This window comes from Micromonospora citrea (assembly GCF_049629545.1).
Classification (GTDB): domain Bacteria; phylum Actinomycetota; class Actinomycetes; order Mycobacteriales; family Micromonosporaceae; genus Micromonospora; species Micromonospora citrea_A.
Genome location: NZ_JBNADX010000027.1, coordinates 21522 through 42415, shown reverse-complemented (window position 1 = coordinate 42415; position 20894 = coordinate 21522). Strand labels below are relative to the sequence as shown.

Sequence of the window (20894 nt, the reverse complement as noted above, 5' to 3'; positions counted from 1 at the left end):
CGAGGGAGCCGGGAGGTTAGGCATCCGCCGGTTGCAGGGAGCCGAGGGGTAGGCATCAGCACGCTACCGACTTGATCACATGGATGGATCGCCTCGACGGAGGACGTCACCTGATCCATCCGTGCGATCAGGTCGGTAGCGTGCTCGCCCTTACCCCGGCCCTCGTGGGCACGGGCCGCCAGGCCGACATGACCGCCGGGCCATCGGGCCGCCGGGCCGGTCACCGCTCATTGCGCACCGGTCACCGACCAGGGACGCCGGCCGTAACATTGATCATGGTTCGGGTCTTTCCAAGCTGCGGGACACACGGGACACTGCGTTGCGCGGCCGGGCCGTGAAGATCGGCGTAACGTGTGTCACTTAGCTGCGCCGATCGACCGGTGCGGTCGTTGGTGTGCGCAAGACGTGGCAGTGGACGCGCCTCTGGCCGGTCCGCTGACCGGTACGGAATGTGATCCGCCGCCCGTGAGGGCCCCGTCAGGGAGACGACTCGAATGACATCAACGGCAACGAAGCCGCGGGGGGCGCGGGCACGCGCCGCGATCGCGGCGAAGACGTTGCGGACCGACCGCTGGTGGCTCGCCCCACTGCTGACCGTCGTCGGGCTCACCGCCTGGGTGGCGTACGCGACGGTCCGGGTCTTCATGCACAAGTGGTACTGGGTCGACGCGTACCACTACCTGACCCCGTTCTACTCCCCCTGCGTGACCGACCGGTGCGTCGAGAATGCCTCGCACTTCGGCCGTTTCCTGCCCGGCTGGTGGATCATCCCGGACGCGGCGCTGACCCTGCCGTTCCTGCTGCTGTTCCGGCTGACCTGCTACTACTACCGCAAGGCGTACTACCGGTCGTTCTGGCTGTCGCCGCCGGCCTGCGCGGTGCCGGACGGGCACAAGGCGTACAGCGGGGAGACCCGGTTCCCGTTGCTCGGGCAGAACCTGCACCGCTACTTCTTCTACGCCGCCGCCGTCATCTCGCTGATCAACACGTGGGACGCGATCCTGGCGTTCCACTCCCCGAAGGGTTTCGGATTCGGGCTGGGCAACATCATCCTGCTGGTCAACGTGGTGATGCTCTGGGCGTACACCATCTCCTGCCACTCCTGCCGGCACATCATCGGCGGCCGGCTCAAGCACTTCTCCAAGAGCCCGGTGCGGTACAAGGCGTGGACGTTCGTGTCCAAGCTGAACGTTCGACACATGCAGCTCGCCTGGATCACCCTCGGCACCCTGGCCCTCACCGACTTCTACGTCATGGCGGTCGCAGCCGAGTGGATCTCCGACCTGCGGTTCATCAACTAGAGGGCGCCCCGGACATGACCACTACCACTCGCATCGAACGACACCACTACGACGTCGTCGTGATCGGGGCCGGCGGAGCCGGCCTGCGCGCGGCGATCGAGGCCCGGCTGGCCGGCAAGAAGACCGCGATCATCTCCAAGTCGCTCTTCGGCAAGGCGCACACCGTGATGGCCGAGGGCGGCGCGGCGGCCGCCATGGGGAACGTGAACAGCCGGGACAACTGGCAGGTGCACTTCCGCGACACCATGCGCGGCGGCAAGTTCCTCAACAACTTCCGGATGGCCGAGCTGCACGCGAAGGAGTCGCCGCAGCGGATCTGGGAGCTGGAGACGTACGGTGCGCTCTTCGACCGCACCAAGGACGGGAAGATCTCCCAGCGCAACTTCGGCGGTCACGAGTACCCACGGCTGGCGCACGTCGGCGACCGGACCGGCCTGGAGCTGATCCGCACCCTCCAGCAGAAGATCGTCTCCCTCCAGCAGGAGGACAAGCGGGACCACGGCAGCTACGACGCGCGGATCAAGGTCTTCGCCGAGACCACCGTCACCGAGCTGCTGCTCGACGGCGACCGGGTCGCCGGGGCGTTCGGCTACTACCGGGAGTCCGGCGAGTTCGTCCTCTTCGAGGCGCCGGCGGTGGTGCTGGCCACCGGCGGGGTCGGCCGGTCGTACAAGGTCACCTCGAACTCGTGGGAGTACACCGGGGACGGGCACGCGCTGGCGCTGCGCGCCGGGGCCACCCTGATCAACATGGAGTTCCTCCAGTTCCACCCGACCGGCATGGTCTGGCCGCCCTCGGTGAAGGGCATCCTGGTCACCGAGTCGGTGCGCGGCGACGGCGGCGTGCTGAAGAACTCCGACGGCAAGCGGTTCATGTTCGACTACGTCCCCGACGTGTTCCGCAAGCAGTACGCGGACAACGAGGCCGAGGCGGACCGCTGGTACAAGGACCCGGACAACAACCGGCGTCCGCCGGAGCTGCTCCCCCGCGACGAGGTCGCCCGCGCGATCAACAGCGAGGTCAAGGCCGGTCGGGGTACGCCGGCCGGCGGCGTCTACCTGGACATCGCCTCCCGGCTGCCGGCCGAGGAGATCCGCCGCCGCCTGCCGTCGATGTACCACCAGTTCAAGGAGCTGGCCGACGTCGACATCACCAAGGAGCCGATGGAGGTCGGCCCGACGTGTCACTACGTGATGGGCGGCGTCGAGGTGGACCCGGATTCCGGGGCCGCGTACGGCACCGTGCAGGGGCTGTTCGCCGCCGGTGAGGTCTCCGGCGGCATGCACGGCTCCAACCGGCTGGGCGGCAACTCCCTGTCCGACCTGCTGGTCTTCGGCAAGCGGGCCGGTGGGCACGCGGCGTCGTACACCGATCAGTTGACCGCCCGCCCGAAGGTGTCGGTCGGCGCGGTGGAGACGGCGGTGGAGACGGCGCTGGCGCCGTTGCAGCGGGACACCGGCGAGAATCCGTACACCCTCCAGCAGGACCTCCAGGCGGTGATGGGGGATCTGGTCGGCATCATCCGCCGGGAGGGCGAGCTGGTGGACGCGCTGAGCCGGCTGGCGGAGCTGCGCGAGCGGGTGGCGAAGGTCAGCGCGAGCGGCGGCCGGCGCTACAACCCCGGCTGGCACCTGGCGCTGGACCTGCGCAACATGCTGGTGGTGTCGGAGTGCACCGCGAAGGCGGCGCTGGAGCGGCAGGAGTCCCGCGGCGGGCACACCCGGGAGGACTTCCCCACCATGGACCCGGCGTGGCGGCGGGTGAACCTGGTCTGCGCGCTGGACGGCGACACGGTGCGCCTGACGCACAAGCCGCTGCCGAGGATCCGGCCGGAGCTGATCACCCTGTTCGACCGCGCGGAACTGGCCAAGTACCTGACCGACGAGGAGCTCGCCGAGTTCGACGCCCTCGCTGGGGACGCTCACGCTGAGGAGGCGGGCAAGTAATGGGCAGCAAGCGACAGTTCCGCATCTGGCGGGGCGACGAGTCCGGCGGTGACCTTCAGGACTACACGGTCGAGGTGAACGAGGGCGAGGTGGTCCTCGACGTCATCCACCGGCTCCAGGCCACCGACGCGCCCGACCTGGCCTGCCGCTGGAACTGCAAGGCGGGCAAGTGCGGCTCCTGCTCGATGGAGATCAACGGCAAGCCGCGGCTGAGCTGCATGACCCGGATGTCCACCTTCGAGGAGGGCGAGACGGTCACGGTCACCCCGCTGCGCACGTTCCCGATCATCCGGGACCTGGTCACCGACGTCTCCTTCAACTACGAGAAGGCGCGGGAGACGCCGGCGTTCGCGCCGCCGCCGGGGGTGGCTCCGGGCGACTACCGGATGCAGCAGGTCGACGTGGAGCGCTCGCAGGAGTTCCGCAAGTGCATCGAGTGCTTCCTGTGCCAGAACGTGTGCCACGTCATCCGCGACCACGAGGAGAACAAGCCGGCCTTCTCCGGCCCGCGGTTCTTCATCCGCGCCGCGGAGCTGGACATGCACCCGCTGGACGCGAAGACCGACCGCAAGGAGTACGCACAGCAGGAGCAGGGCCTGGGCTTCTGCAACATCACGAAGTGCTGCACGGAGGTCTGCCCCGAGCACATCAAGATCACTGACAACGGGATCATCCCCATGAAGGAGCGGGTCGTCGACCGCAGGTACGATCCCCTCGTGTGGCTTGGTAGCAAGATCTTCCGTCGGGGTGACACGCCCCAGAGCACCGCGAGCAGCGCGGGGAAGGAGTCCGTGGTGCACAGCGGCGCTCGTCAGGCTGGAGTCCACTCGCACGCGGGAGGGTCGCACGACCCGGCCGCCGAGGTGCAGGCCCAGAAGGGCGTGAACTGGCACCGTGAGGTCCCGCACCCGACCGCCCCGGCGGTGGACGCCAGCGGCAAGCTGCCGCTGACGGAGCTGACCTTCGACCGCGCGGCGGCGCCGTCGCCGTTCGGTGACGACGTCACCTTCCCGCTGCCTCCGGAGCACCTCAACTTCGCTCACCCGAGCCAGGACGAGAAGCACTGAGCAGCGCGACGACGTTCGACGGGGGGCCTGCGGCTGATGCCGCGGCCCCCCGTCCCCTTTCCACCCCCCTGCCGTGTTCCGACCGCCCCACCGATCCCGACCGCCCCACCGACGCCAAGTCGATCATGAAGTTGTTTCCACCGCTGACGGCGTGTCGTGGCAATAACTTCATGATCGACGGCCGGGGCCGGGGTCGGGGGTGGGGGTGGGGGTCAGGTGGGGGTGGCGAGCAGGAGGGGTCGGAGGGCGGCGACGATGGGCGCGTCGGCGGGGAGCCAGGTGACGGTGTCCAGCTCGGCGGCGGAGAGCCAGCGCATGGCGGAGTGCTCCAGCGCTGTGGGCTCGTCCCCGTGAAGCAGCCGGGCGGTGTACACCTTGAGCACCGAGCGGCCGTGGGCCATCCGTACGTCGCGGCCGACCCGCTGGCCGATCTCGACGCGTACGGCCAGTTCCTCGGCGCACTCGCGGGCCAGGGCCGCGACCTCGCTCTCGCCCGGCTCGACCTTGCCGCCGGGGAACTCGTACATCCCCGCCACCTCGGGCGGGGCGGACCGCGCACAGGCCAGCACCCGCCCACCCGCGATGATCGCCGCGCCGACGATCACCTTCGGCTCGCGCCGCTCGGCCTGTCCGTTTCCGCCTACCCGTTCGGTCCGCACGGGCGTCCAGCGTGCCAGATCAATCGTCGGTTTGGGTACCGTCCCCGACCGGTAGGTCAGCAGAACACGGAAGTGTGGGCGTGGACACACCGGATGTCTCCCGACAGACTGGGGAACATCACGAGGACACGGGACGGCGACGATTTGGCCACAAGCCGGCAACGACGCCTGGGAGGTGCGGTGATGCGCGCGCTGTTCAGCAGCCGGGCGAAGCACGACTACCTCAGCGACGCGCTGACCCTCCTGCGCGGGTGGACCCGCGAGGGTGAGCAGATCCGCCGTACCCTCGTCATGGACGACACCCAGCACGCGGCACTGACCGAGCGGGTGAAGGTGGTGGCGGACGCACTGCGGTTGCGCCCCGAGATCAGCCGACGTGACCGCGAGACGCAGATCCGGGTCGGGCACGGCGACGGCGAGCCGCTCACCGAGGGCGAGGTCCTGCTGGCCGCCCGCATCGAGGACGCGTACCGGGCGGTCACCGAGCACTGAGCGGGGTCGGGCACTGCCGCGCCCACCTGGCAGGCGTCCATCGTCGGCCCCCCGTCCCCGCCTCGACCGGTCACCGGTCGACGTCACCTCAGCCTAGGGGTCCCGCCGGACGCCGGCCGTCATCGGAACGTCCGGGCCACCCCGCCCGAGTGGTCACCCCCTGACGCTGCGTGTCCTCTGCTGAGACGTTCCTGAGAGTTCGGCGTTTCCGTCCGGACGGCTCCGGGTACAAGATCCGGCAAGGGTGAAGAAGCCGCCCATTTGAACGACATAACACTCTTAGTCGTACCTTTTGGGAGCTGATCATGACTGCGCCTACGACCAACGCCGCCACCCGGGCCAACGAACACCGCGACCACGTCGGCCACGACGTGCGGCCCGCGCGCCGGCACGGCGAGGAGACCAAGCCGTCGTGGAAGACCACCGAGCTGGCCGTCTACCTGCTCTCCGTGATCGGTGTGCTGATCGCCTCCAACGCCGTCGGTGACGGCGCCGCGAACAACGGCGGAGACTACTTCGCCGCCGACAAGGCCTGGTGGTACATCACCCTGCTGACCATCGGTTACCTGGTCAGCCGGGGCCTGGCCAAGTCCGGCAGCCGCACCCGCGACCACGACCCGCGCGTCGACCACTGACGCCCGCTGACCCACGGCCCCGCCCACCGGCGCACCCGCGCCCGGCCGGCGGGGCCCGGTCGTGTCAGCGGGCCGGTTCCCCCTGCGTCGTGGAGAGCCCCAGGGCACGGCGTACGGCCAGCTCGGTCTGCGGGTCGCGGCGCTGCTCGGCCTGCGCCACCAGGCGGAGCATCTGGTCGCGGTCGGGGGCCTTCTCCGCGTCCCGCCAGGCCACCGCCGCCCCCTGCGCCTGGGCAACCAGCTTGCCGATCGGCTCCTGGGCCTGCGCCGGCCAGGTGCCGCCGCTGAGCGCCAGCCACATGCCGGCGTGCGCGGAGGCCGCGCGCCCCACCATCGTGCGCAGCTCGGCCGGCGAGGCGGTCGGGCCCTGGGCGGCGAGGACGCCGCGGGCCTCGTCGAAGTCGCGCACCGCCATCAGGTACGCGAGCTGCTCGGGGCGCAGCACGGTGGCGTCCTGCCGCAGCGGCCGGGTCAGCGGGCTCCCGCCGGCCGCGAGATAGCAGGTGATCTGCGGGTCCGCCCCCCACTCGACCCGCGACGGGACGTACCAGCGCAGCCGCACCTCGGCCGGGAGCGAGAGCGGGTCGAGCACGTAGCTGCGCTGCTGCCGCCGGCAGGCGCTCTCCGCCCGGGTCGAGAGCGCGGCCGTGCCCGGGTACGCCTCGTCGGCGTACCGCTCGTAGCCGGGCAGACGGTCGACCAGCTCCGCGTCGTGCGGCTCGGTGCACGGCACCTCGGTGACCTCGTCCGGCGCGGTGCGCGTACCCGAGGGGGTGCCCTCGACGCGGAAGCAGTCCCCGACCCGCAGCCCCCGGACGCCCGACTCCGGCTCGGGCCGGGACGGGGGCACCGTGAGGACCAGGAGCAGCACCAGCGCCCACACGCCGAAGAGCACCAGGCCGGCGACGGCGAACCCCCGGCCCCGCTCCCCGGTCCGGCGGATCCGGCGCAGCGCCACCACCGCGAGGACCGCCCCGAGCACCCCGCCGAGCAGGCCGAGGACGAAGGCGGCGATCGCGAGCCGGTTCGTCCGGCCCCGCTGCGCCCCGGAGCCGGCCCACGGCTCCCACCCGTCGTCGGCCACCTCCGGCACGCCCGGGAGCACGGGTCGCCTCGGCCTGCTGTCGTCCGCGGTCATGTCCCGTTCCTTCCCCCGTGTCCCCGGTGCGGCGTGCAGATTAGCCGACGGCGGCTCCGCCGAGGACCGTCGTGTCTGGCGCGCGCTTCCTACCGTGGGATCCATGGCCAATGCGACGTACGACCGCAAGGAGCAGTTCCAACAAATCCAGAGTGGACTGCTCGACGGAGAGCAGATCATCGCCGTCTACGACGCCGTCGGCACCGGCACCGGCTTCATCGGACTGACCGACCGCCGAGTGATCATCCAGGACCGCTCCTTCATCGGCAAGCGGTACGCGATCACCAGCATTCCGTACTCGAAGATCACCAGCGTGAGTGTGGTCAGCAACAAGTCGTGGGGCGGGTCCTTCTTCTCCACCGGCGCGATCGCCGTCCACGTCGGCACGCACACGTACGAGGTGGAGTTCCGGGGCGCGCAGAAGAGCCACCACGTGCACAACGTGATCCTCCACTACATCTCCTGACCGCCGCGCTACGGGCCAACGGTCGCCCCTGCCGTCGGCGTCCGCCACGACGCGGTGCCCCGGTGGGCCAGGACCGGCTCGGCCAGCAGCCGGCCGAGCCGGTCGCTGAGCCGGTCGGCGCCGGGGTGATCCAGGTCGTCGAGGATCTCCAGGGCCGACCGCCACGCCTCGCCGGCCCCGCCGGGGTCCCCGGAGGCGAGCAGGCTCTCGCCGAGCCGGGTCAGGGTCGCCGCCCGCACGTACCGGTCCCCGAAGTCCCGCAGCATGTCGAGGCAGCGCCGGTAGCACTCGATGGCCCGTGGGTAGTCACCCCGCTGGTGGTGGACGTATCCGACGCTGTCCCAGCTCTCCGCCTCACCGTGCCGGTCACCGATCGCCTGGAGCAGCGCCAACGCCTCCTGGCAGCGGGCCAGCGCCTGGTCGTGGTCGCCGAGTTGGGCATGCTCCCAGCCGAGCCCGCTCAGGCTGCGGGCCTGCCCGATCCGGTGGCCGACCTGGCGGTAGAGGTCGAGGGCGAGCTGCGCGTGCCGGAGCGCGTCGTGGTGCCGGCGCTGCCGGTCGAGCAGACGGGCCACGTCCAACTGCACGTGCGCCTGCCCGGTGAGGTTCCCCGACTCGAGGTGCAGGTCGAGGACCTGCTGGTACTGCCGGTGCGCGTCCGGGTAGCGACCCAGCCGGTCGTAGGTGCTGGCGAGGTAGCGGCGCAGCTCGGCCTGCGCCGCCCGGTCCCCGCAGTCGCCTGCCGCCGCCACCGCCACCCGCAGCACGACCAACTGGTCGTGCCAGTGCCCTTGGCGGCTCAGGACCGGTTTGATCACCCAGGCGAGTTGCCAGGCGTGGTCGGGGAAGCCCTCGGCGGCGGCGTGCTCGACGGCGGCGAGCAGGACCCCGCGTTCCTCGGCGAACCACGCCGCGGCCTGCGCCGGACCGTCGAACTCCAGCAGATCGGCCCCGGGCGCGGGGGCCGTCAGCGGAACCGGGTCACGGTTGGGTTCCAGCAGCAGGTCCCCCCGCCGGGCGGTGTGCAGGCAGTGGTCGAGCAGCCGGCGCAGCGCGGCGCGCCGGACCTCCGCCGGGTCGACGGTGTGGGCCAGTTCGGCGGCGTAGGCCCGCAGCAGGTCGTGGAAGGCGTACCGCCCGGGGATGTGCTCGTTGAGCAGGCGGATCCGGGTCAGCTCGGCCAGCAGCGGGCGCGTCCGGGCCACCGGGAGGTCGGCGAGGCTCGCTGCGGCGGACGCGCTGATCTCGGGGCCCGGGTGCAGGCCGAGCAGCCGGAACAGGTGGGCCGCCTCCTCGCCGAGCGCGCCGTACGACCACGAGAAGACGGTCCGGACATCGGTGCTGGCGTCGCCGTTCGCGAAGGCGTCCAGGCCACCGCGGCTCTCGCGTAGTTCGGCCGCGAGCGCCGCGAGCGGAAAATCGGGGTGGGTGACGGCGCGGGCCGCCACGACCGCCAGCGCGAGGGGCAGCCGCCCGCACCGCGCGATGATCTCCTCGCCGGCCGCCGGGTCGTCGGCGAGCCGTCGGTCACCGATGCGCGCGGCCAGGAAGTCCCACGCCTCCCGTGACGACGGGCGGTCCAGGGTGAGCGGGTGGGCGCCGTGCGCCGCGACCAGACCGGGCATCTCATGACGACTGTTGACCAGTACGAGACAGCAGGTGGTACCGGGCAGCAGCGGGCGAACCTGGTCGGCGTCGCGCGCGTTGTCGAGCACCAGCAGGATCCGCCTGTCGGCGACGATCGTCCGGAGCAGGTCGGCCTGCCCCTCCACGTCGGCGGGCAGCCGTTGGGCCGGCACCCGCAGGGCGGACAGCAGGCGGGACAACGCCTCGGCCGGCGACATCACCGACCCCGTCGGGTCGAAGCCGCGCAGGTCGAGGAAGAGCTGCCCGTCGGGGAAGAGGTGGGCGACGCGACGGGCCCAGTGCACGGTGAGGGCGGTCTTGCCCACCCCGGCACCACCGGTCACGACGATCAGCGCGGGGGTGGGCTCCCCGGTGTCCTGCGGCACCAGCGCGTCGAGCATGGCCAGCTGCCGCTCCCGGCCGGTGAAGTGCGCGACGTCGGCGGGCAGTTGTCGCGGGCAGCCGTCGGCGGCGGGGTGCCGGTCGGGCGGTGCGGGCGACGGCGGCTCCTGGTCCAGCAGCCGCCGGTGGAGGCGTTGCAGGTTCTGCCCCGGCTCGATGCCCAGTTCGTCGACGAACCGTCGCCGGGTGTCCCGGAACAACGTGAGGGCGTCGCAGCGGCGGCCGGCGAGGTACAGCGCCGTCATCAACAGGCCGAGCAGGCTCTCCCGCAGCGGATACTGCGCGGCGAGGGTGGACAGTCGCGTGACGACGTCGACGTGCCCGCCGAGGCTGAGTTCGACCTCGGCCTGGTGCTCGATCGCGCGGAGTCGTTCCTCCTCCAGCGCCGGCGCGACGGTGGCGGGCAGCCAGTCGCCGGAGACGTCGACGAACACCGGTCCGCGCCAGAGCGCCAGCGCGGCACCCAGCAGCTTCCCGGCCTCGGTGGGGTGGCTGTCGCGTGCCCGCTCGGCCAGCCCGCGGAACCGGTGCAGGTCGACCAGTTGGGGGTCGACGTCCAGCCGATAGCCCTGTCCCGCGGTGACCAGGCCGACCTCGGGAAGACCGGTGAGCAGCCTGCGCAGCCGCGACACATGGCCCTGCACCGCGTTCCGCGCCGACGCGGGTGGGCTCTCTCCCCAGAGCGCGGTCACCAGATGGTCGAAACTGACCACCGTTCCGGGAGTGAGCAGAAACATCGCCAACAATGTCCGCTGTTGCGCGTTCGTCGGGCTCAGTTGGCATTCGTGATGCCACACACCGACAGGTCCCAGAATGCGGAAGTCCGGTCCGTCCACCTGCTCGCCACCCCGTTTCCGAATGCCGCAAGCGCACGAGCCTACTCGCGGAATCGAAAGCCGTGGGTACGCGCGGAGGGAGGCACCCGCGAACGGGCACCTCCCTCCCCTGACGCCAGCCGAGGGGCGTGTCGTCAGCCCTGGGCGACCGTGCCGCTGTCGCAGTAGTCGAGTCGGGCCCAGTCGTCCTTCATCAGGCAGAGGTTGATGAAGACCTTCCTGTCCTCGGGGAGGTTGAAGGTGGCGCCCTCGGAGGCCTTCCGGTCGGCGCAGCTCCCGTTGCCGCCCACGTAGAACTGGTACTCGAAGGTCCGCAGACCGTCGGGCCGGACGGAGAAGACCTGGGCGGAGGTCGCCCAGCCGTCGGCCTCGATGTCGCAGATCTTCACGACGTCGCCGTAGCCGGTCCAGTAGACGACGCCGCCGGGGTCCCTGTCGTCGGTCTTCCAGCTGTTGTCGTACGCGAGCGCCGGGCTGGCCACGGCGAACGTGGTGAGGACGGCGGCGGCCGACATACCGACCGTGGTGAGCATCTTCTTCAGTGCCATGAGCACTCCTTTCGGGGTCGGCAGGAACGTATCCGGGGGCGCTGATCCCGACATGAAATCCGGCTTAATTGGCCGGCGTCGATCAATTCAGCAGCCGTACGCGGGCGTCGGCGAACGCGTGCGGCGCGAGCACCGGCCGGGCCGCCTCCCGATCCGCGACCACACCGTCAGCGCCGGGCGAGGCGGCGGGAGCAGGGGCCGCCGTGGTCGGCCCGGAGCCGGCAGCGCCGGCCGCCTGGCATCCGCAGATCACAGACCCGATGGCGTACGCCCTGCTCGTCCTCGGCCGACACGGTGGTCTCCCCCCGGGTCGGCCGGGGTGAGCACGCTCGCCCAGCGGGCCACCACCCGGGCGAGGCGGACCGCGCCGGCCCGCGTCGGCCCGCCGTGCCTGCTCGGACTGCCAGCGACGCAGCGAGTCCTTGATCCGGGCCGTCTCCAGCCGGCGCTCCCGCAGCGCCTGGTAGACCGTGGCGAGGTCACCGGCCACCCGGCCGAGGAAGAGTTGCACCTCGTCCGGGTCGAGTCCGCGCCGGCCGTACCCGGTCAGCCTGAATCGTGCTCAGGGGCACAACCACTCCGACGCCGGCAGGTGGAGGTGCCGCCTGGCGCGACGGTGATCGCGCGGATGTCGAGCGGCAAGGAGCGTCGGGCGATGCAGCTCGACGAGGGCGTACCCGTGCTGGAGGTCCGCCGACGCGAAGGGCGAGGTCGAGGTCCTGCCCGGCGACGAGGTCGAACTGACCCGCCCGCCGGCCTGACCCGCGTCGCCTGCGGCATGTCGCGGTGTCCCAGCCCGACGAAGACCGCGACATGCGCACCGCGAGCCGGAGAGCCGGCCCTGCGGTCATCGTCTCCAGAACAGCAGGTGGGTGATCCCGCTCGGGCTCGGCACCGATTCGAGATGGAAGCGGTCGAGGAGATCGTCGGGGCTGTCCCACAGTCGCTCGCCTCGTTCGAGGTCGACCGGGGCGACCGCGATGTGCATCGTGTCGACCAGGTCGGCCTCGATGAACTCGCGGATGGTGGCGACTCCACCACCGAGGCGTACGTCCCGACCGGCGGCGGCCTCCTTGGCGCGCGCCAGCGCCTCGCCCGGGCTCGCGTCGAGGAAGTGGAAGGTGGTGTCGGCCAGGGTGAACGACGGGCGTTCGTAGTGGGTGAGCACGAAGACCGGCGTGTGGAACGGCGGGTTGTCCCCCCACCACCCCTGCCACTCGTAGTTCTCCCACGGGCCGCGTTGGGGACCGAACTTGTTGCGACCCATGATCTCCGCCCCGATGTTGTGGTCGTAGTCGCGGGTCATGTAGTCGTCCAGGCCGCGAGTGCCGCCAGGTTCGGTGCGGTAGTGGAAGCTGGCGGTGGCGGCGCGCCAGGAGAACAGCGGGGTGGGGTCCGCGTGGCCGAAGGGCCGATCCAGGCTCTGCCCCTCACCCGTACCGAACCCGTCACGCGACACGTTGAAGCACTGCACCCGCAACAACTGCGGCATGTTCTACACCTCGCTGACCTGATGCGCCGTCCCGATCGCAACGTACAGGGTGGCGCTGGTGGACGCGGGTCTGCTCGTTCGACACGACGGCCGAGGATCTCCGCCTACTCGCCGGTCGGGCCGCCCGCCAACTCCGCCACGATGTCCAGGTGCCCGACGTGCCGGGCGTACTCCTGCACGAGGTGGAACAGCACGCGCTCCAGCGACGCCGGGTCGGCGCCGTCCCAGCGCTCGCCGGGCGCCCCGATCGCGGCGAGGTCGCTGCCCTCCACCACCGCCCGGGTGTGCCCGCCCTGCGCGCGGAGCGCGGCCAGCAGGTCGGCCCGGGTCTCCTCCGGAGCCACGTGCCACCGGTCGTCGCGCCGGTCACCCCACGGGTCGCCGACGTCGCGCCCCTGGAAGCCCCACTCGATCCAGCGAAGCTCCACGTACCGCAGGTGCTTGACCAGCTCCAGCGGGGTCCAACCCGACGGCAGCCTGCTGCGCCGTACGTCGTCCTCGGACAGCGCGGTCACCTTCGCCACCACGCTCTCCCGGAAGTAGTCGAGATAACGCAGGAACACCTCGGTACGCCCTGCGGCCGGGACGGTGGGCGAAGGAAATTCGATGGTCACCCGACCAGTATCCGCACGAGCCTCCCCCATCTGGGTGGCGCGGACCTACCCAGGTCGACCGAACACGGAGTTCAGCCGGTCGGCCCAGTCGCCGTCGGCGAGCCCCGCCGCCACCAGGACATCCCGCCAGTCCTGCTGAGCCGACGCCATCGCGTCCAGAAACCGTCGACTGTCGCCACGAGACAGCAGGAGCACTGCCCCCTGGACGCGCTCGGCACCCTCCGCAGTGCCGCCCGGCCCGAACGGCGCAAGCTCCGACAGGAGTTGCAGCACGGCGTCGACCTCCGACCGCCCGAACCATGCGTGCGCCCATGCCCGGAGTCGGTCGCTCACCATGCGGGCCAGTGTGTCGAGCGTGGTCAACCATCCTCGGCTCACCTGCGGTGTTCCCCCGGTTCGCGGCCGAGCGGGTCGGAGCGGCGTGCAGGTGCGGCGCTGTCGTCGCCGGAATGCCCCGGACCCGGACCGCCGAGGTTGTCCTCGCCTGGCAGCCTCGGACAGGTGCAGATCCTGATCGCTCAACTACCCGCGCTCCTCGGCGTCCTGGTCGGAGCACTCGGCACCGTGCTGGCCACGTCCATAGCTGACAGGAGGAGATGGAAGCGCAGCCTGAGTGTCCGGTGGGACGAGCGCCGGCTCGACGCCTACGCCGAGTTCGCCCGCGTCCTCAAGGAGATCCAGGCGGTCTCGGTCAGGATCCTCGCAACGGACACGGGCGACGGGAGCCGCTCGGGGATGGATCCCGCGGTAGGACTGCCACGGCTGGCCGATGCCGACGTCCGCCACACCTTGGCCTGGGAGAACATCCTCCTGCTGGGTGACGCCTCGACGGTCCGCGCCGCCCAGTCGTGGCGAGACGCGGTCTGGAGCATCGAAGATCTCGCCCGCGGCGTCGCGAACGGAGACGAGTCGCTACCGGACCGCCTGCACCGCGCCAACGAGGCACGCGACGCCTTCTACCGTGCCGCTCGCGGCGGCCTGGACGTCAGCGGCGGTACGGTCGCCCAATCGGAACTCCTGCGGCAACGCCTCGGCCCCACGCTGACGGCCGGCTCCTCGCAGCCCGGTGACAGCGGGCGGACCGACGCGTGACGCGCTGAAGCCACCTTCCGGCGTCCCCGTCCCTCGTCACCCCACTTCGTCACACCCCTCGGGCAGGCTGACCGTCCTGAACCAGGGCCGGTGCGGCACCGGCCTCACAGACCTGGGGGGGGAACCGTGGCGGTCACCGCCGATGATCTCGACGCAGCGATGTCCAGCGTCGTCGCCGCCCTGCGACCGGCGACCGGCCTGGACTGGGCTGCGCGGGCAGGAAGTCTGGAGTGGGACTGCTGGCACACCACCGAGCACATCGGTGACTGCCTGATGTCGTTCGCGGGCCAACTCGTGGCCCGGCCGCAGGAGCGGTACGTGCGCTTCATGGCGAACGCGGACAAGGACGCCTCCCCGGCGGAGGTGCTGGAGTTCGCCGAGGCAGGCGGCCGGATCCTGGCGGCCACGGTACGCACGTCCGGGCCGGATGTCCGGGCCTACCACCCCTCGGGCCGTGCCGATCCGGAGGGCTTCGCCGCGATGGGGTGCGCGGAGACGCTGCTGCACGGCGACGACATCGCGCAGGGCCTCGGCCTCGCCATCGATCCACCACGTGACGTCTGCACCCGGGTACTCACGCGGCTCTTCCCCGAGGCGGCGCAGGAACTGGCCGGCGTGGACCCGTGGACTGCACTGCGATGGTCCACCGGCCGGATCGAGCTGCCCGGACGCCCCCGGCTGACGGAATGGCGCTGGCGCGGTGCTCCGCTGAGCGAATGACCCCGGCAGACGCGACGCCCTCGCGTCTGCCGGCGGCCCGCCCTCCCCGAGGGCGAACCGCCGCCCGACCCGCAGCGTCAGGGCTGTCTGACGGACAGGTCCTTGGTGAGGCAGGCGGTTCCGTCAGGGCTGGCAGGCATCGACCGGTAGCCCTCGCTGCGGTAGAGCTCGATGTTCCGTAGGCTCTTGGCGCCGGTGTACAGCACGACGCGACGGCAGTCCGGTGGAGCGGCGGCTTCGGCGGCGCGCAGCAGCCACCGGCCCAGCCCCTGGCCGCGCAGGTCGGGCACGATGGCGAGCCGACCCACGTGCCAGTCGGTGTCGACGCGACGCACCCGCACCATGCCCAGCAATCGGCCGTCCCGCCAGATGCCCGTGGTACGCCAGGTCGCCAGCCAGTCACGGACCTCCGCCAGCGACTCGTGCAGGGCCGGCACGGCCAGGGTGTCGTTGGCGACGCCCTCGTCCACCCAGCAGCACCGCTGCAGCACGGTGACCTCGGGCGCGTCGTCGGGGGTCAGCTCTCTCGCGTACGACCCCGGCAACGGTCCGGACAGGGCACCGGCTCGGGCGCGTTCGCGCATCGGCCGTAGGGCGTGGGCGACCCGGGCCAGTTCGTCCAGCAGGCCGACAGCCGCCGTGTCGCGGGCCGCGTCGGGCCGCAGCCGTCCGTTCTCCGTCGCGTCACCGATGCGCATCGCGACCGTGGCGCCCAACGGAACCAGGCGCAGCGTGGTCACCACCTGCTTCGCGTGCTGGACCGACCGGGTGCCCGCCGACGTGTGGCCGTAGCTGACGAAACCGATCGGCTTCCAGGCCCATTCGCGGCTGAGGTAGTCCAGCGCGTTCTTCAGGGTCGCCGGCATCCCGTAGTTGTACTCCGGCGTGACCACGATGAACCCGTCCGCCGCGTCGACGAGCGCGCTCCACCGGCGGGTGTGCTCATGCCGGTACACACCCGACGACGGGTGTTCCTCCTCGTCCAGGAACGGCAGGTCCAGATCGCCGAGGGCCACCGGCACGAGCTCGACGCCGAGTTCCGCCGCACGAGGGGTGATCGCCTCGACCAACCACTGCCCCACTGCGGGGCCGAGAGCGCCGGGGCGGGTGCTGGACGTGAGCACCAGGACACGGATCGTTTTCGTTGACATGGAAACGAAGACTAGATGCTAAGTTGATTACATGTCAACGAGATCGTCGGTCGGCAACGTGCGGTGGTTGAACCCGGACGAGGAGCGGGCGTGGCGGGCCTTCCTGCGGGTGATGGTCGCCGTGCGGACCGGCACGGCGCGCGACCTGGCCGCGCTCGGCCTCTCCGAACCCGACTACGAAGTCCTCAGCACGCTGTCGGAGCGGCCCGACCACACCAGCACCCTGGGGGAACAGGCCGACAAGATGGGCTGGTCACGCAGTCGGCTGTCCCGGCACGCCACCCGGATGGAGGCGCGCGGCCTGCTGCGGCGCGCACCCGACCCGACCGACGGCAGAGGCTGCCTCCTCGTGCTCACCGCGCACGGCCTGGAGACCCTCGACGACGCCGCGCCGGCCCACCTGGAGTCGGTGCGGCACCACTTCATCGACCGGCTCACCCCGGAAGACCTCAGCGCCATCGAACAGATCGCCCGGAGGCTGGAGAATCCCTGACCGGCGACGACCGAGCACCCGGACGGCACCCGTCGGCATGACCGTCGCCGGCTACGAACGGTCGGGCCGCGCCCCCGGTGTGCCCGAGGGCGAAGCGCCAACCACGTGACCTGTGGAAGCAGGCCGGAGTCAGACGTTGAAGCGGAACTCCACCACGTCGCCGTCCTGCATGACGTACTCCTTGCCCTCGATCCGGACCTTGCCGGCGGCCTTCGCCGCCGCCATCGATCCGGCCTCGACCAGGTCGGCGTAGGAGACCACCTCGGCCTTGATGAAACCGCGCTGGAAGTCGCTGTGGATGACCCCCGCGGCCTCCGGCGCGGTCGCGCCGACCGGGACGGTCCAGGCCCGCGCCTCCTTGGGGCCCGCCGTCAGGTACGTCTGGAGGCCGAGCGTACGGAAACCGACCCGGACCAACTGGTCCAGGCCGGGCTCGCTCTGCCCGATGGACTCCAGCAGCTCGCGGGCCTCCTCCTCGGGCAGGTCCACCAGCTCGGATTCGATCTTGGCGTCCATGAAGACGGCCTCGGCGGGGGCGACCAGCGCGCGCAGCTCGTCGAGGAACTCGGCGTTGGCCAGCTCGGCCTCGTCGACGTTGAAGACGTAGAGGAACGGCTTGGTGGTGAGCAGGTGCAGCTCGCGCAGGTGCTCCAGCTCGATCTTGGCGGCGGCGGCCCCGGCGTACAGGGTGGTGCCTCCGTCGAGCACCTCGACGGCGGCCTTCGCGGCGGCGACGGCGGCGGCCCGGTCCTTGCGGAGCTTGGCCTCCTTCTCCAGCCGGGGCAGCGCCTTCTCCAGGGTCTGGAGGTCGGCCAGGATCAGCTCGGTGTTGATCGTCTCGATGTCGTCGGCCGGGGAGACCTTGCCGTCGACGTGCACCACGTTCGGGTCGGAGAAGGCGCGCACCACCTGGCAGATCGCCGAGGCGTCGCGGATGTTCGCCAGGAAGGCGTTGCCCCGGCCCTGCCCCTTGGAGGCGCCGCGCACCAGGCCGGCGATGTCGACGAACGACACCGGCGCGGGCAGCACCTTCTGCGAGGAGAAGATCTCGGCGAGCTTGGTCAGCCGCTCGTCCGGCAGCCCGACGACGCCGACGTTGGGCTCGATCGTGGCGAACGGGTAGTTCGCCGCGAGCACGTCGTTCTTGGTCAGCGCGTTGAACAGGGTGCTCTTGCCGACGTTGGGCAGGCCGACGATGCCGATGCTCAGACTCACGACGAGCCAGCTTACGCGCTCCGTCGCCGGCACCGGGCAGCCAGCCCCGCTCGCGCCGGAGAAAAGGGACCCCGGGGACACCGGGCGCGTTGCTAGCCTGCGCCGGTGACCAACCAGGCGGGGCAGCGACTGCCCGAGCTGTACGTGGCGGTCGACGTCGAGGCGGACGGGCCGATCCCCGGGCCGTACAGCATGATCTCGCTCGGCATGGCGGTCGCCGGCCGGCCCGACCTGACCTTCTACACCGAGCTCAAGCCGATCTCCGACGACTTCGTGCCGGCCGCGCTCGCCGTCTCCGACCTGGACCGGGACCGGCTGCTGCGCGAGGCCCCCACCGCCGAGCAGGCGATGACCGCCGCCGCGACGTGGGTCGACGGGCTGCGCCGGATCGGCCGCCCGGTCTTCCTGGCCGCGCCCGCCGTCTGGGACGGCATGTTCATGCACTGGTACTTCGTCCGGTTCACCGGCCGCAGCCCGTTCGGCGCGACCGGCTCGGGAGTGGACCTGCGCAGCTTCTGGATGGGGCGGACCGGCGTCGAGTGGGTGGCCACCCGCAAGGGGATCATCAAGCACGAGTTGGGCCTGACCGACGTGCCGCACACCCACCACGCCGGGGAGGACGCGGCCGAGCTGGCCCAGGTCTTCGACGCCGCGCTGCGCCGGCCCGCGTCCGGCTGAGCCCGGGCGGCGCGACCGCGCGTACCGGGGGGGGGTCAGCCGGTCTCGGCGGCGGCCAGGAGCGTACGGAGCAGGTCGCCCAGGCGTCGCCGGTCGTCGGGCGGCAGCGCGTCGAGGATGCGCCGCTGCACCTCCAGGCCGGCCTCGGCGGCCTCCTCCACCGCGTGGCGGCCGGCGTCGGTCAGGGTGACCCGCAGCCCTCGCCGGTCGGCCGGGTCGGGGGCGCGACGCACCAGTCCGGCGCGCTCCAACCGGTCGAGCCGGCCGGTCATCCCGCCGGAGGTGAGCATCAGCGAGGCGGTCAGCTCCTTCGGGGCGAGCGTGTACGGCGTGCCGCTGCGGCGCAGCGCGGCCAGCACGTCGAACTCACCCCGGCCGATGCCCCAGCCGGCGTACACCTTCTCCTGCGCGTCGCCGACGATGCGCGCCAGCCGGTAGATCCGGCCGAAGACGGCCATCGGCTCGGGCCGCATGCCGGCCCGCTCGCGCCGCCACTGCTCGACGATGACATCGACGTCGTCCCGCTCGGTCACCCCCGGATTGTGCCGCACCTCGCACTTCCCGATTCCCCTCGCCGGTGATTAGCTTAGCGCTAAGCTACTTAGCATCGAGAGAATCGAGCGTCCGATGAGCCGCCGCGGCACCGACATCGCGCTGACCGCCCTCGCCCCGGTCACCTGGGGCACCACCTACCTGGTCACCTCCGAGCTGCTGCCGCCGGGACACCCGCTCTGGTCGGGCGTGCTGCGGGCCCTCCCCGCCGGGCTGCTGCTGCTCGCCGTCACCCGACACCGACCACACGGCGACTGGTGGTGGCGGGCCACCGTGCTGGGCGCGTTGAACGTCGGCGTGTTCTTCCCGCTGCTCTTCCTCGCCGCGTACCGGCTGCCGGGCGGCACCGCCGCCGTGCTGGGCGCGGCGCAGCCGCTGCTGGTCGCCGCGCTGACCGTCCCGGTGCTGCACGACCGCCCGCACCGGCGCGCACTGCTCGCCGCGCTCGCCGCCCCGCTCGGCGTCGCCCTGGTCGTGCTGCGGCCGGACGCCGGCACCGACCCGCTCGGCGTCGCCGCCGGACTCACCGCCACCGCCGCGATGGCCACCGGACTGGTCCTCACCCGCCGCTGGGGACGCCCGCCCGGCGTCGGCACCCTCGCCGTGACGAGCTGGCAGCTCACCGTCGGTGGCCTGCTGGTCGTACCGGTCGCGGTCGCGGTCGAGGGAGCGCCGCCCGTCCCCGACGGACCGGCCCTGGCCGGGTACGCCTGGCTCGGACTGGCCGGCGCCGCACTGGCGTACGCGCTCTGGTTCCGAGGCGCGGGGCGGCTGCCGCTGACCCAGGTCTCGGTGCTCGGGGCGCTGAGCCCGCTGACCGCCGCCGCCCTGGGCTGGATCGTGCTCGGGCAGGCGCTGGACGCGACCCAGCTCGCCGGGTTCGCCCTCGCGGTGGCCGCGATGGTGGTGGCCCAGCTCCCGGCCCGGTCCGGGCACGCTCAGCCGGCGGACCGCCGGGCCGCTGCTCAGCCGGCGAGCCGCCAGTCCGCACCGATCGCGTCGACCTCGGGCAACGCCCCGTCGGGCAGTTCGGCGGCGGCGGCCAGCGGCAGGGTGAACCGGTGCGCGGCGGCCGGCCCGGCACCGTACGACTCGCCGAGCATCCAGCGCACCTCGTCGACCGTCCAGCCCAGCCCGCGCCGCCCGGCGATGTCGCGGACCAGCCGCAGGCCGGGGCGGGTGTCGTCGTCGTAGAAGCGCATGCACCAGTGGTGCGCCCACATGCCGAGCGCACGCAGCGCGGCCGGGTCGAGCGAACCGGCCAGCCGCCCGCACGCCGTGTCGGCGAAGGGCCGCCCCGGATCGCCGACCCGGTCCCGCTCGATCGCCCCGTACGCCGCCGGCGCGACCGCCCGCATCCGGTCGTAGAAGCCCTGCACCACCGCGCCGTCGAGCCGTGCCCGCCCCGACCGCATCAGCGGGCACCCCGCCCGGCCACGCCCACCATCGCCCCCGCACCCTTTCTGGAGTTGGTGGCGGGACGGTACCGGCCACTACCGACACTTTGCCGCCCCGGATCCGTTGCCCCGCAACGGATAACCGCCCCCACCTGCGACATCTGCACCCGGGACGGGACTGGACGGACGACGACCGTGCCGAGTGTGACCGCCGCCGACCGGGACGACCCGGGCCGCCGGCCGGAGCAGGGAACGGTCCGGCGGAAGCCCGGCCGGAGCCCGGGCCCAGGGTGAGCCGGGCCGGGGGCAGGGTGGCCCGGCGGGAGCGGGGGCCGGTAGGAGCCGGGCCGGGCCGGGACGGCCCGGCGGGGAGC

21 protein-coding genes and 3 pseudogenes are annotated in these 20894 nt (G+C 71.9%); 11 read left to right on the top strand and 13 right to left on the bottom strand.

Translation table 11 applies throughout. From position 1 onward, the window contains the following. Positions 1–494: 494 nt before the first annotated feature. The 3 genes from ACPFP2_RS24525 to ACPFP2_RS24515 are packed head-to-tail and all read left to right on the top strand — an operon-like array spanning position 495 to position 4314. Positions 495–1301: a hypothetical protein gene (locus ACPFP2_RS24525; protein WP_424091801.1), complete on the top strand. Its 807-nt coding sequence runs from the start codon at positions 495–497 to the stop codon at positions 1299–1301. 14 nt (positions 1302–1315) lie between these two features. Then, entirely contained in the window at positions 1316–3247 is a 1932-nt protein-coding gene (locus ACPFP2_RS24520) for a fumarate reductase/succinate dehydrogenase flavoprotein subunit (RefSeq protein WP_424091800.1), read from the top strand. Continuing rightward, positions 3247–4314, top strand: a complete 1068-nt coding sequence (locus tag ACPFP2_RS24515; protein WP_424091798.1) for a succinate dehydrogenase/fumarate reductase iron-sulfur subunit — start codon at positions 3247–3249, stop codon at positions 4312–4314. Before ACPFP2_RS24520 ends, ACPFP2_RS24515 begins: the two co-directional genes overlap by 1 nt. 212 nt (positions 4315–4526) lie before the next feature. On the opposite strand, the gene ACPFP2_RS24510 is transcribed toward ACPFP2_RS24515, so the two are convergent. Next, complete coding sequence (locus ACPFP2_RS24510; RefSeq protein ID WP_424091866.1) at positions 4527–4919, bottom strand: (deoxy)nucleoside triphosphate pyrophosphohydrolase; 393 nt, start codon at positions 4917–4919, stop codon at positions 4527–4529. Positions 4920–5156: 237 nt separating this feature from the next. Between ACPFP2_RS24510 and ACPFP2_RS24505 the strand changes: the two genes are divergently transcribed. Both ACPFP2_RS24505 and ACPFP2_RS24500 read left to right on the top strand, forming a co-directional pair. Continuing rightward, positions 5157–5465 (top strand): 4a-hydroxytetrahydrobiopterin dehydratase, encoded by a 309-nt coding sequence (locus ACPFP2_RS24505; RefSeq protein ID WP_091290064.1) that lies wholly within the window; start codon positions 5157–5159, stop codon positions 5463–5465. Between the two features lie 305 nt (positions 5466–5770). Beyond that, entirely contained in the window at positions 5771–6100 is a 330-nt protein-coding gene (locus ACPFP2_RS24500) for a hypothetical protein (RefSeq protein ID WP_424091796.1), read from the top strand. A gap of 64 nt (positions 6101–6164) precedes the next feature. Here ACPFP2_RS24500 and ACPFP2_RS24495 read toward each other — a convergent pair whose 3' ends face one another. Further along, positions 6165–7238, bottom strand: coding sequence for a DUF4190 domain-containing protein (locus ACPFP2_RS24495; protein WP_424091794.1), 1074 nt, complete (start codon positions 7236–7238; stop codon positions 6165–6167). 103 nt (positions 7239–7341) lie between these two features. Between ACPFP2_RS24495 and ACPFP2_RS24490 the strand changes: the two genes are divergently transcribed. Continuing rightward, the gene (locus tag ACPFP2_RS24490; protein WP_088960401.1) at positions 7342–7704 is read left to right on the top strand and encodes a PH domain-containing protein; all 363 of its coding nucleotides are present in this window, start codon (positions 7342–7344) and stop codon (positions 7702–7704) included. An 8-nt stretch (positions 7705–7712) separates the two neighbouring features. Here the strand turns inward: ACPFP2_RS24490 and ACPFP2_RS24485 are convergent, their stop codons facing one another. From ACPFP2_RS24485 to ACPFP2_RS24455, 7 genes and pseudogenes are all read right to left on the bottom strand, one after another. After that, the gene (locus ACPFP2_RS24485) at positions 7713–10529 is read right to left on the bottom strand and encodes a BTAD domain-containing putative transcriptional regulator (RefSeq protein ID WP_424091792.1); all 2817 of its coding nucleotides are present in this window, start codon (positions 10527–10529) and stop codon (positions 7713–7715) included. Between the two features lie 173 nt (positions 10530–10702). Next, positions 10703–11116 (bottom strand): hypothetical protein, encoded by a 414-nt coding sequence (locus tag ACPFP2_RS24480; protein WP_424091790.1) that lies wholly within the window; start codon positions 11114–11116, stop codon positions 10703–10705. Between the two features lie 167 nt (positions 11117–11283). Further along, positions 11284–11482 (bottom strand): annotated as a pseudogene (locus ACPFP2_RS24475) (hypothetical protein); the annotation flags it as partial. Next, positions 11466–11675 (bottom strand): annotated as a pseudogene (locus tag ACPFP2_RS24470) (DivIVA domain-containing protein); the annotation flags it as partial. The pseudogenes ACPFP2_RS24470 and ACPFP2_RS24475, both read right to left, overlap by 17 nt. 288 nt (positions 11676–11963) lie before the next feature. Further along, positions 11964–12608 (bottom strand): dihydrofolate reductase family protein, encoded by a 645-nt coding sequence (locus ACPFP2_RS24465; protein WP_424091788.1) that lies wholly within the window; start codon positions 12606–12608, stop codon positions 11964–11966. Between the two features lie 104 nt (positions 12609–12712). Then, positions 12713–13222 (bottom strand): DinB family protein, encoded by a 510-nt coding sequence (locus tag ACPFP2_RS24460; RefSeq protein WP_424091786.1) that lies wholly within the window; start codon positions 13220–13222, stop codon positions 12713–12715. 45 nt (positions 13223–13267) lie between these two features. After that, entirely contained in the window at positions 13268–13585 is a 318-nt protein-coding gene (locus ACPFP2_RS24455; protein WP_424091785.1) for a hypothetical protein, read from the bottom strand. Positions 13586–13723: 138 nt separating this feature from the next. Between ACPFP2_RS24455 and ACPFP2_RS24450 the strand changes: the two genes are divergently transcribed. Further along, positions 13724–14314 carry a hypothetical protein gene (locus ACPFP2_RS24450; RefSeq protein ID WP_424091784.1) on the top strand — a complete coding sequence of 197 codons (591 nt, stop codon included), beginning with the start codon at positions 13724–13726 and terminating at the stop codon, positions 14312–14314. 159 nt (positions 14315–14473) lie between these two features. Continuing rightward, positions 14474–15034 (top strand): hypothetical protein, encoded by a 561-nt coding sequence (locus ACPFP2_RS24445; protein WP_424091783.1) that lies wholly within the window; start codon positions 14474–14476, stop codon positions 15032–15034. 77 nt (positions 15035–15111) lie between these two features. Here the strand turns inward: ACPFP2_RS24445 and ACPFP2_RS24440 are convergent, their stop codons facing one another. Then, positions 15112–16185 carry a GNAT family N-acetyltransferase gene (locus tag ACPFP2_RS24440; RefSeq protein WP_424091782.1) on the bottom strand — a complete coding sequence of 358 codons (1074 nt, stop codon included), beginning with the start codon at positions 16183–16185 and terminating at the stop codon, positions 15112–15114. Positions 16186–16216: 31 nt separating this feature from the next. On the opposite strand from ACPFP2_RS24440, the gene ACPFP2_RS24435 reads away from it, so the two are divergent. Then, complete coding sequence (locus ACPFP2_RS24435) at positions 16217–16678, top strand: MarR family winged helix-turn-helix transcriptional regulator (RefSeq protein WP_424091780.1); 462 nt, start codon at positions 16217–16219, stop codon at positions 16676–16678. Between the two features lie 129 nt (positions 16679–16807). Here the strand turns inward: ACPFP2_RS24435 and ychF are convergent, their stop codons facing one another. Further along, on the bottom strand, positions 16808–17893 hold the full coding sequence (gene ychF / locus ACPFP2_RS24430; protein WP_424091778.1) for a redox-regulated ATPase YchF: 1086 nt from the start codon (positions 17891–17893) through the stop codon (positions 16808–16810). Between the two features lie 105 nt (positions 17894–17998). Between ychF and ACPFP2_RS24425 the strand changes: the two genes are divergently transcribed. Continuing rightward, positions 17999–18571: an exonuclease gene (locus tag ACPFP2_RS24425; RefSeq protein WP_424091776.1), complete on the top strand. Its 573-nt coding sequence runs from the start codon at positions 17999–18001 to the stop codon at positions 18569–18571. 35 nt (positions 18572–18606) lie between these two features. Here the strand turns inward: ACPFP2_RS24425 and ACPFP2_RS24420 are convergent, their stop codons facing one another. After that, complete coding sequence (locus ACPFP2_RS24420; protein ID WP_424091774.1) at positions 18607–19104, bottom strand: MarR family winged helix-turn-helix transcriptional regulator; 498 nt, start codon at positions 19102–19104, stop codon at positions 18607–18609. 94 nt (positions 19105–19198) lie between these two features. On the opposite strand from ACPFP2_RS24420, the pseudogene ACPFP2_RS24415 reads away from it, so the two are divergent. Continuing rightward, positions 19199–20020 (top strand): annotated as a pseudogene (locus tag ACPFP2_RS24415) (EamA family transporter); the annotation flags it as partial. Positions 20021–20088: 68 nt separating this feature from the next. Here ACPFP2_RS24415 and ACPFP2_RS24410 read toward each other — a convergent pair. Beyond that, on the bottom strand, positions 20089–20538 hold the full coding sequence (locus ACPFP2_RS24410; protein ID WP_424091772.1) for a hypothetical protein: 450 nt from the start codon (positions 20536–20538) through the stop codon (positions 20089–20091). Between the last annotated feature and the right edge of the window lie 356 nt (positions 20539–20894).

Coding starts and splice junctions, on each gene's coding strand:
- ACPFP2_RS24525 (WP_424091801.1), top strand. CDS start 495: ATGACATCAACGGCAACGAAGCCGCGGGGGGCGCGGGCACGCGCCGCG.
- ACPFP2_RS24520 (WP_424091800.1), top strand. CDS start 1,316: ATGACCACTACCACTCGCATCGAACGACACCACTACGACGTCGTCGTG.
- ACPFP2_RS24515 (WP_424091798.1), top strand. CDS start 3,247: ATGGGCAGCAAGCGACAGTTCCGCATCTGGCGGGGCGACGAGTCCGGC.
- ACPFP2_RS24505 (WP_091290064.1), top strand. CDS start 5,157: ATGCGCGCGCTGTTCAGCAGCCGGGCGAAGCACGACTACCTCAGCGAC.
- ACPFP2_RS24500 (WP_424091796.1), top strand. CDS start 5,771: ATGACTGCGCCTACGACCAACGCCGCCACCCGGGCCAACGAACACCGC.
- ACPFP2_RS24495 (WP_424091794.1), bottom strand. CDS start 7,238: ATGACCGCGGACGACAGCAGGCCGAGGCGACCCGTGCTCCCGGGCGTG.
- ACPFP2_RS24490 (WP_088960401.1), top strand. CDS start 7,342: ATGGCCAATGCGACGTACGACCGCAAGGAGCAGTTCCAACAAATCCAG.
- ACPFP2_RS24480 (WP_424091790.1), bottom strand. CDS start 11,116: ATGGCACTGAAGAAGATGCTCACCACGGTCGGTATGTCGGCCGCCGCC.
- ACPFP2_RS24465 (WP_424091788.1), bottom strand. CDS start 12,608: ATGCCGCAGTTGTTGCGGGTGCAGTGCTTCAACGTGTCGCGTGACGGG.
- ACPFP2_RS24445 (WP_424091783.1), top strand. CDS start 14,474: ATGTCCAGCGTCGTCGCCGCCCTGCGACCGGCGACCGGCCTGGACTGG.
- ACPFP2_RS24440 (WP_424091782.1), bottom strand. CDS start 16,185: ATGTCAACGAAAACGATCCGTGTCCTGGTGCTCACGTCCAGCACCCGC.
- ACPFP2_RS24435 (WP_424091780.1), top strand. CDS start 16,217: ATGTCAACGAGATCGTCGGTCGGCAACGTGCGGTGGTTGAACCCGGAC.
- ACPFP2_RS24410 (WP_424091772.1), bottom strand. CDS start 20,538: ATGCGGTCGGGGCGGGCACGGCTCGACGGCGCGGTGGTGCAGGGCTTC.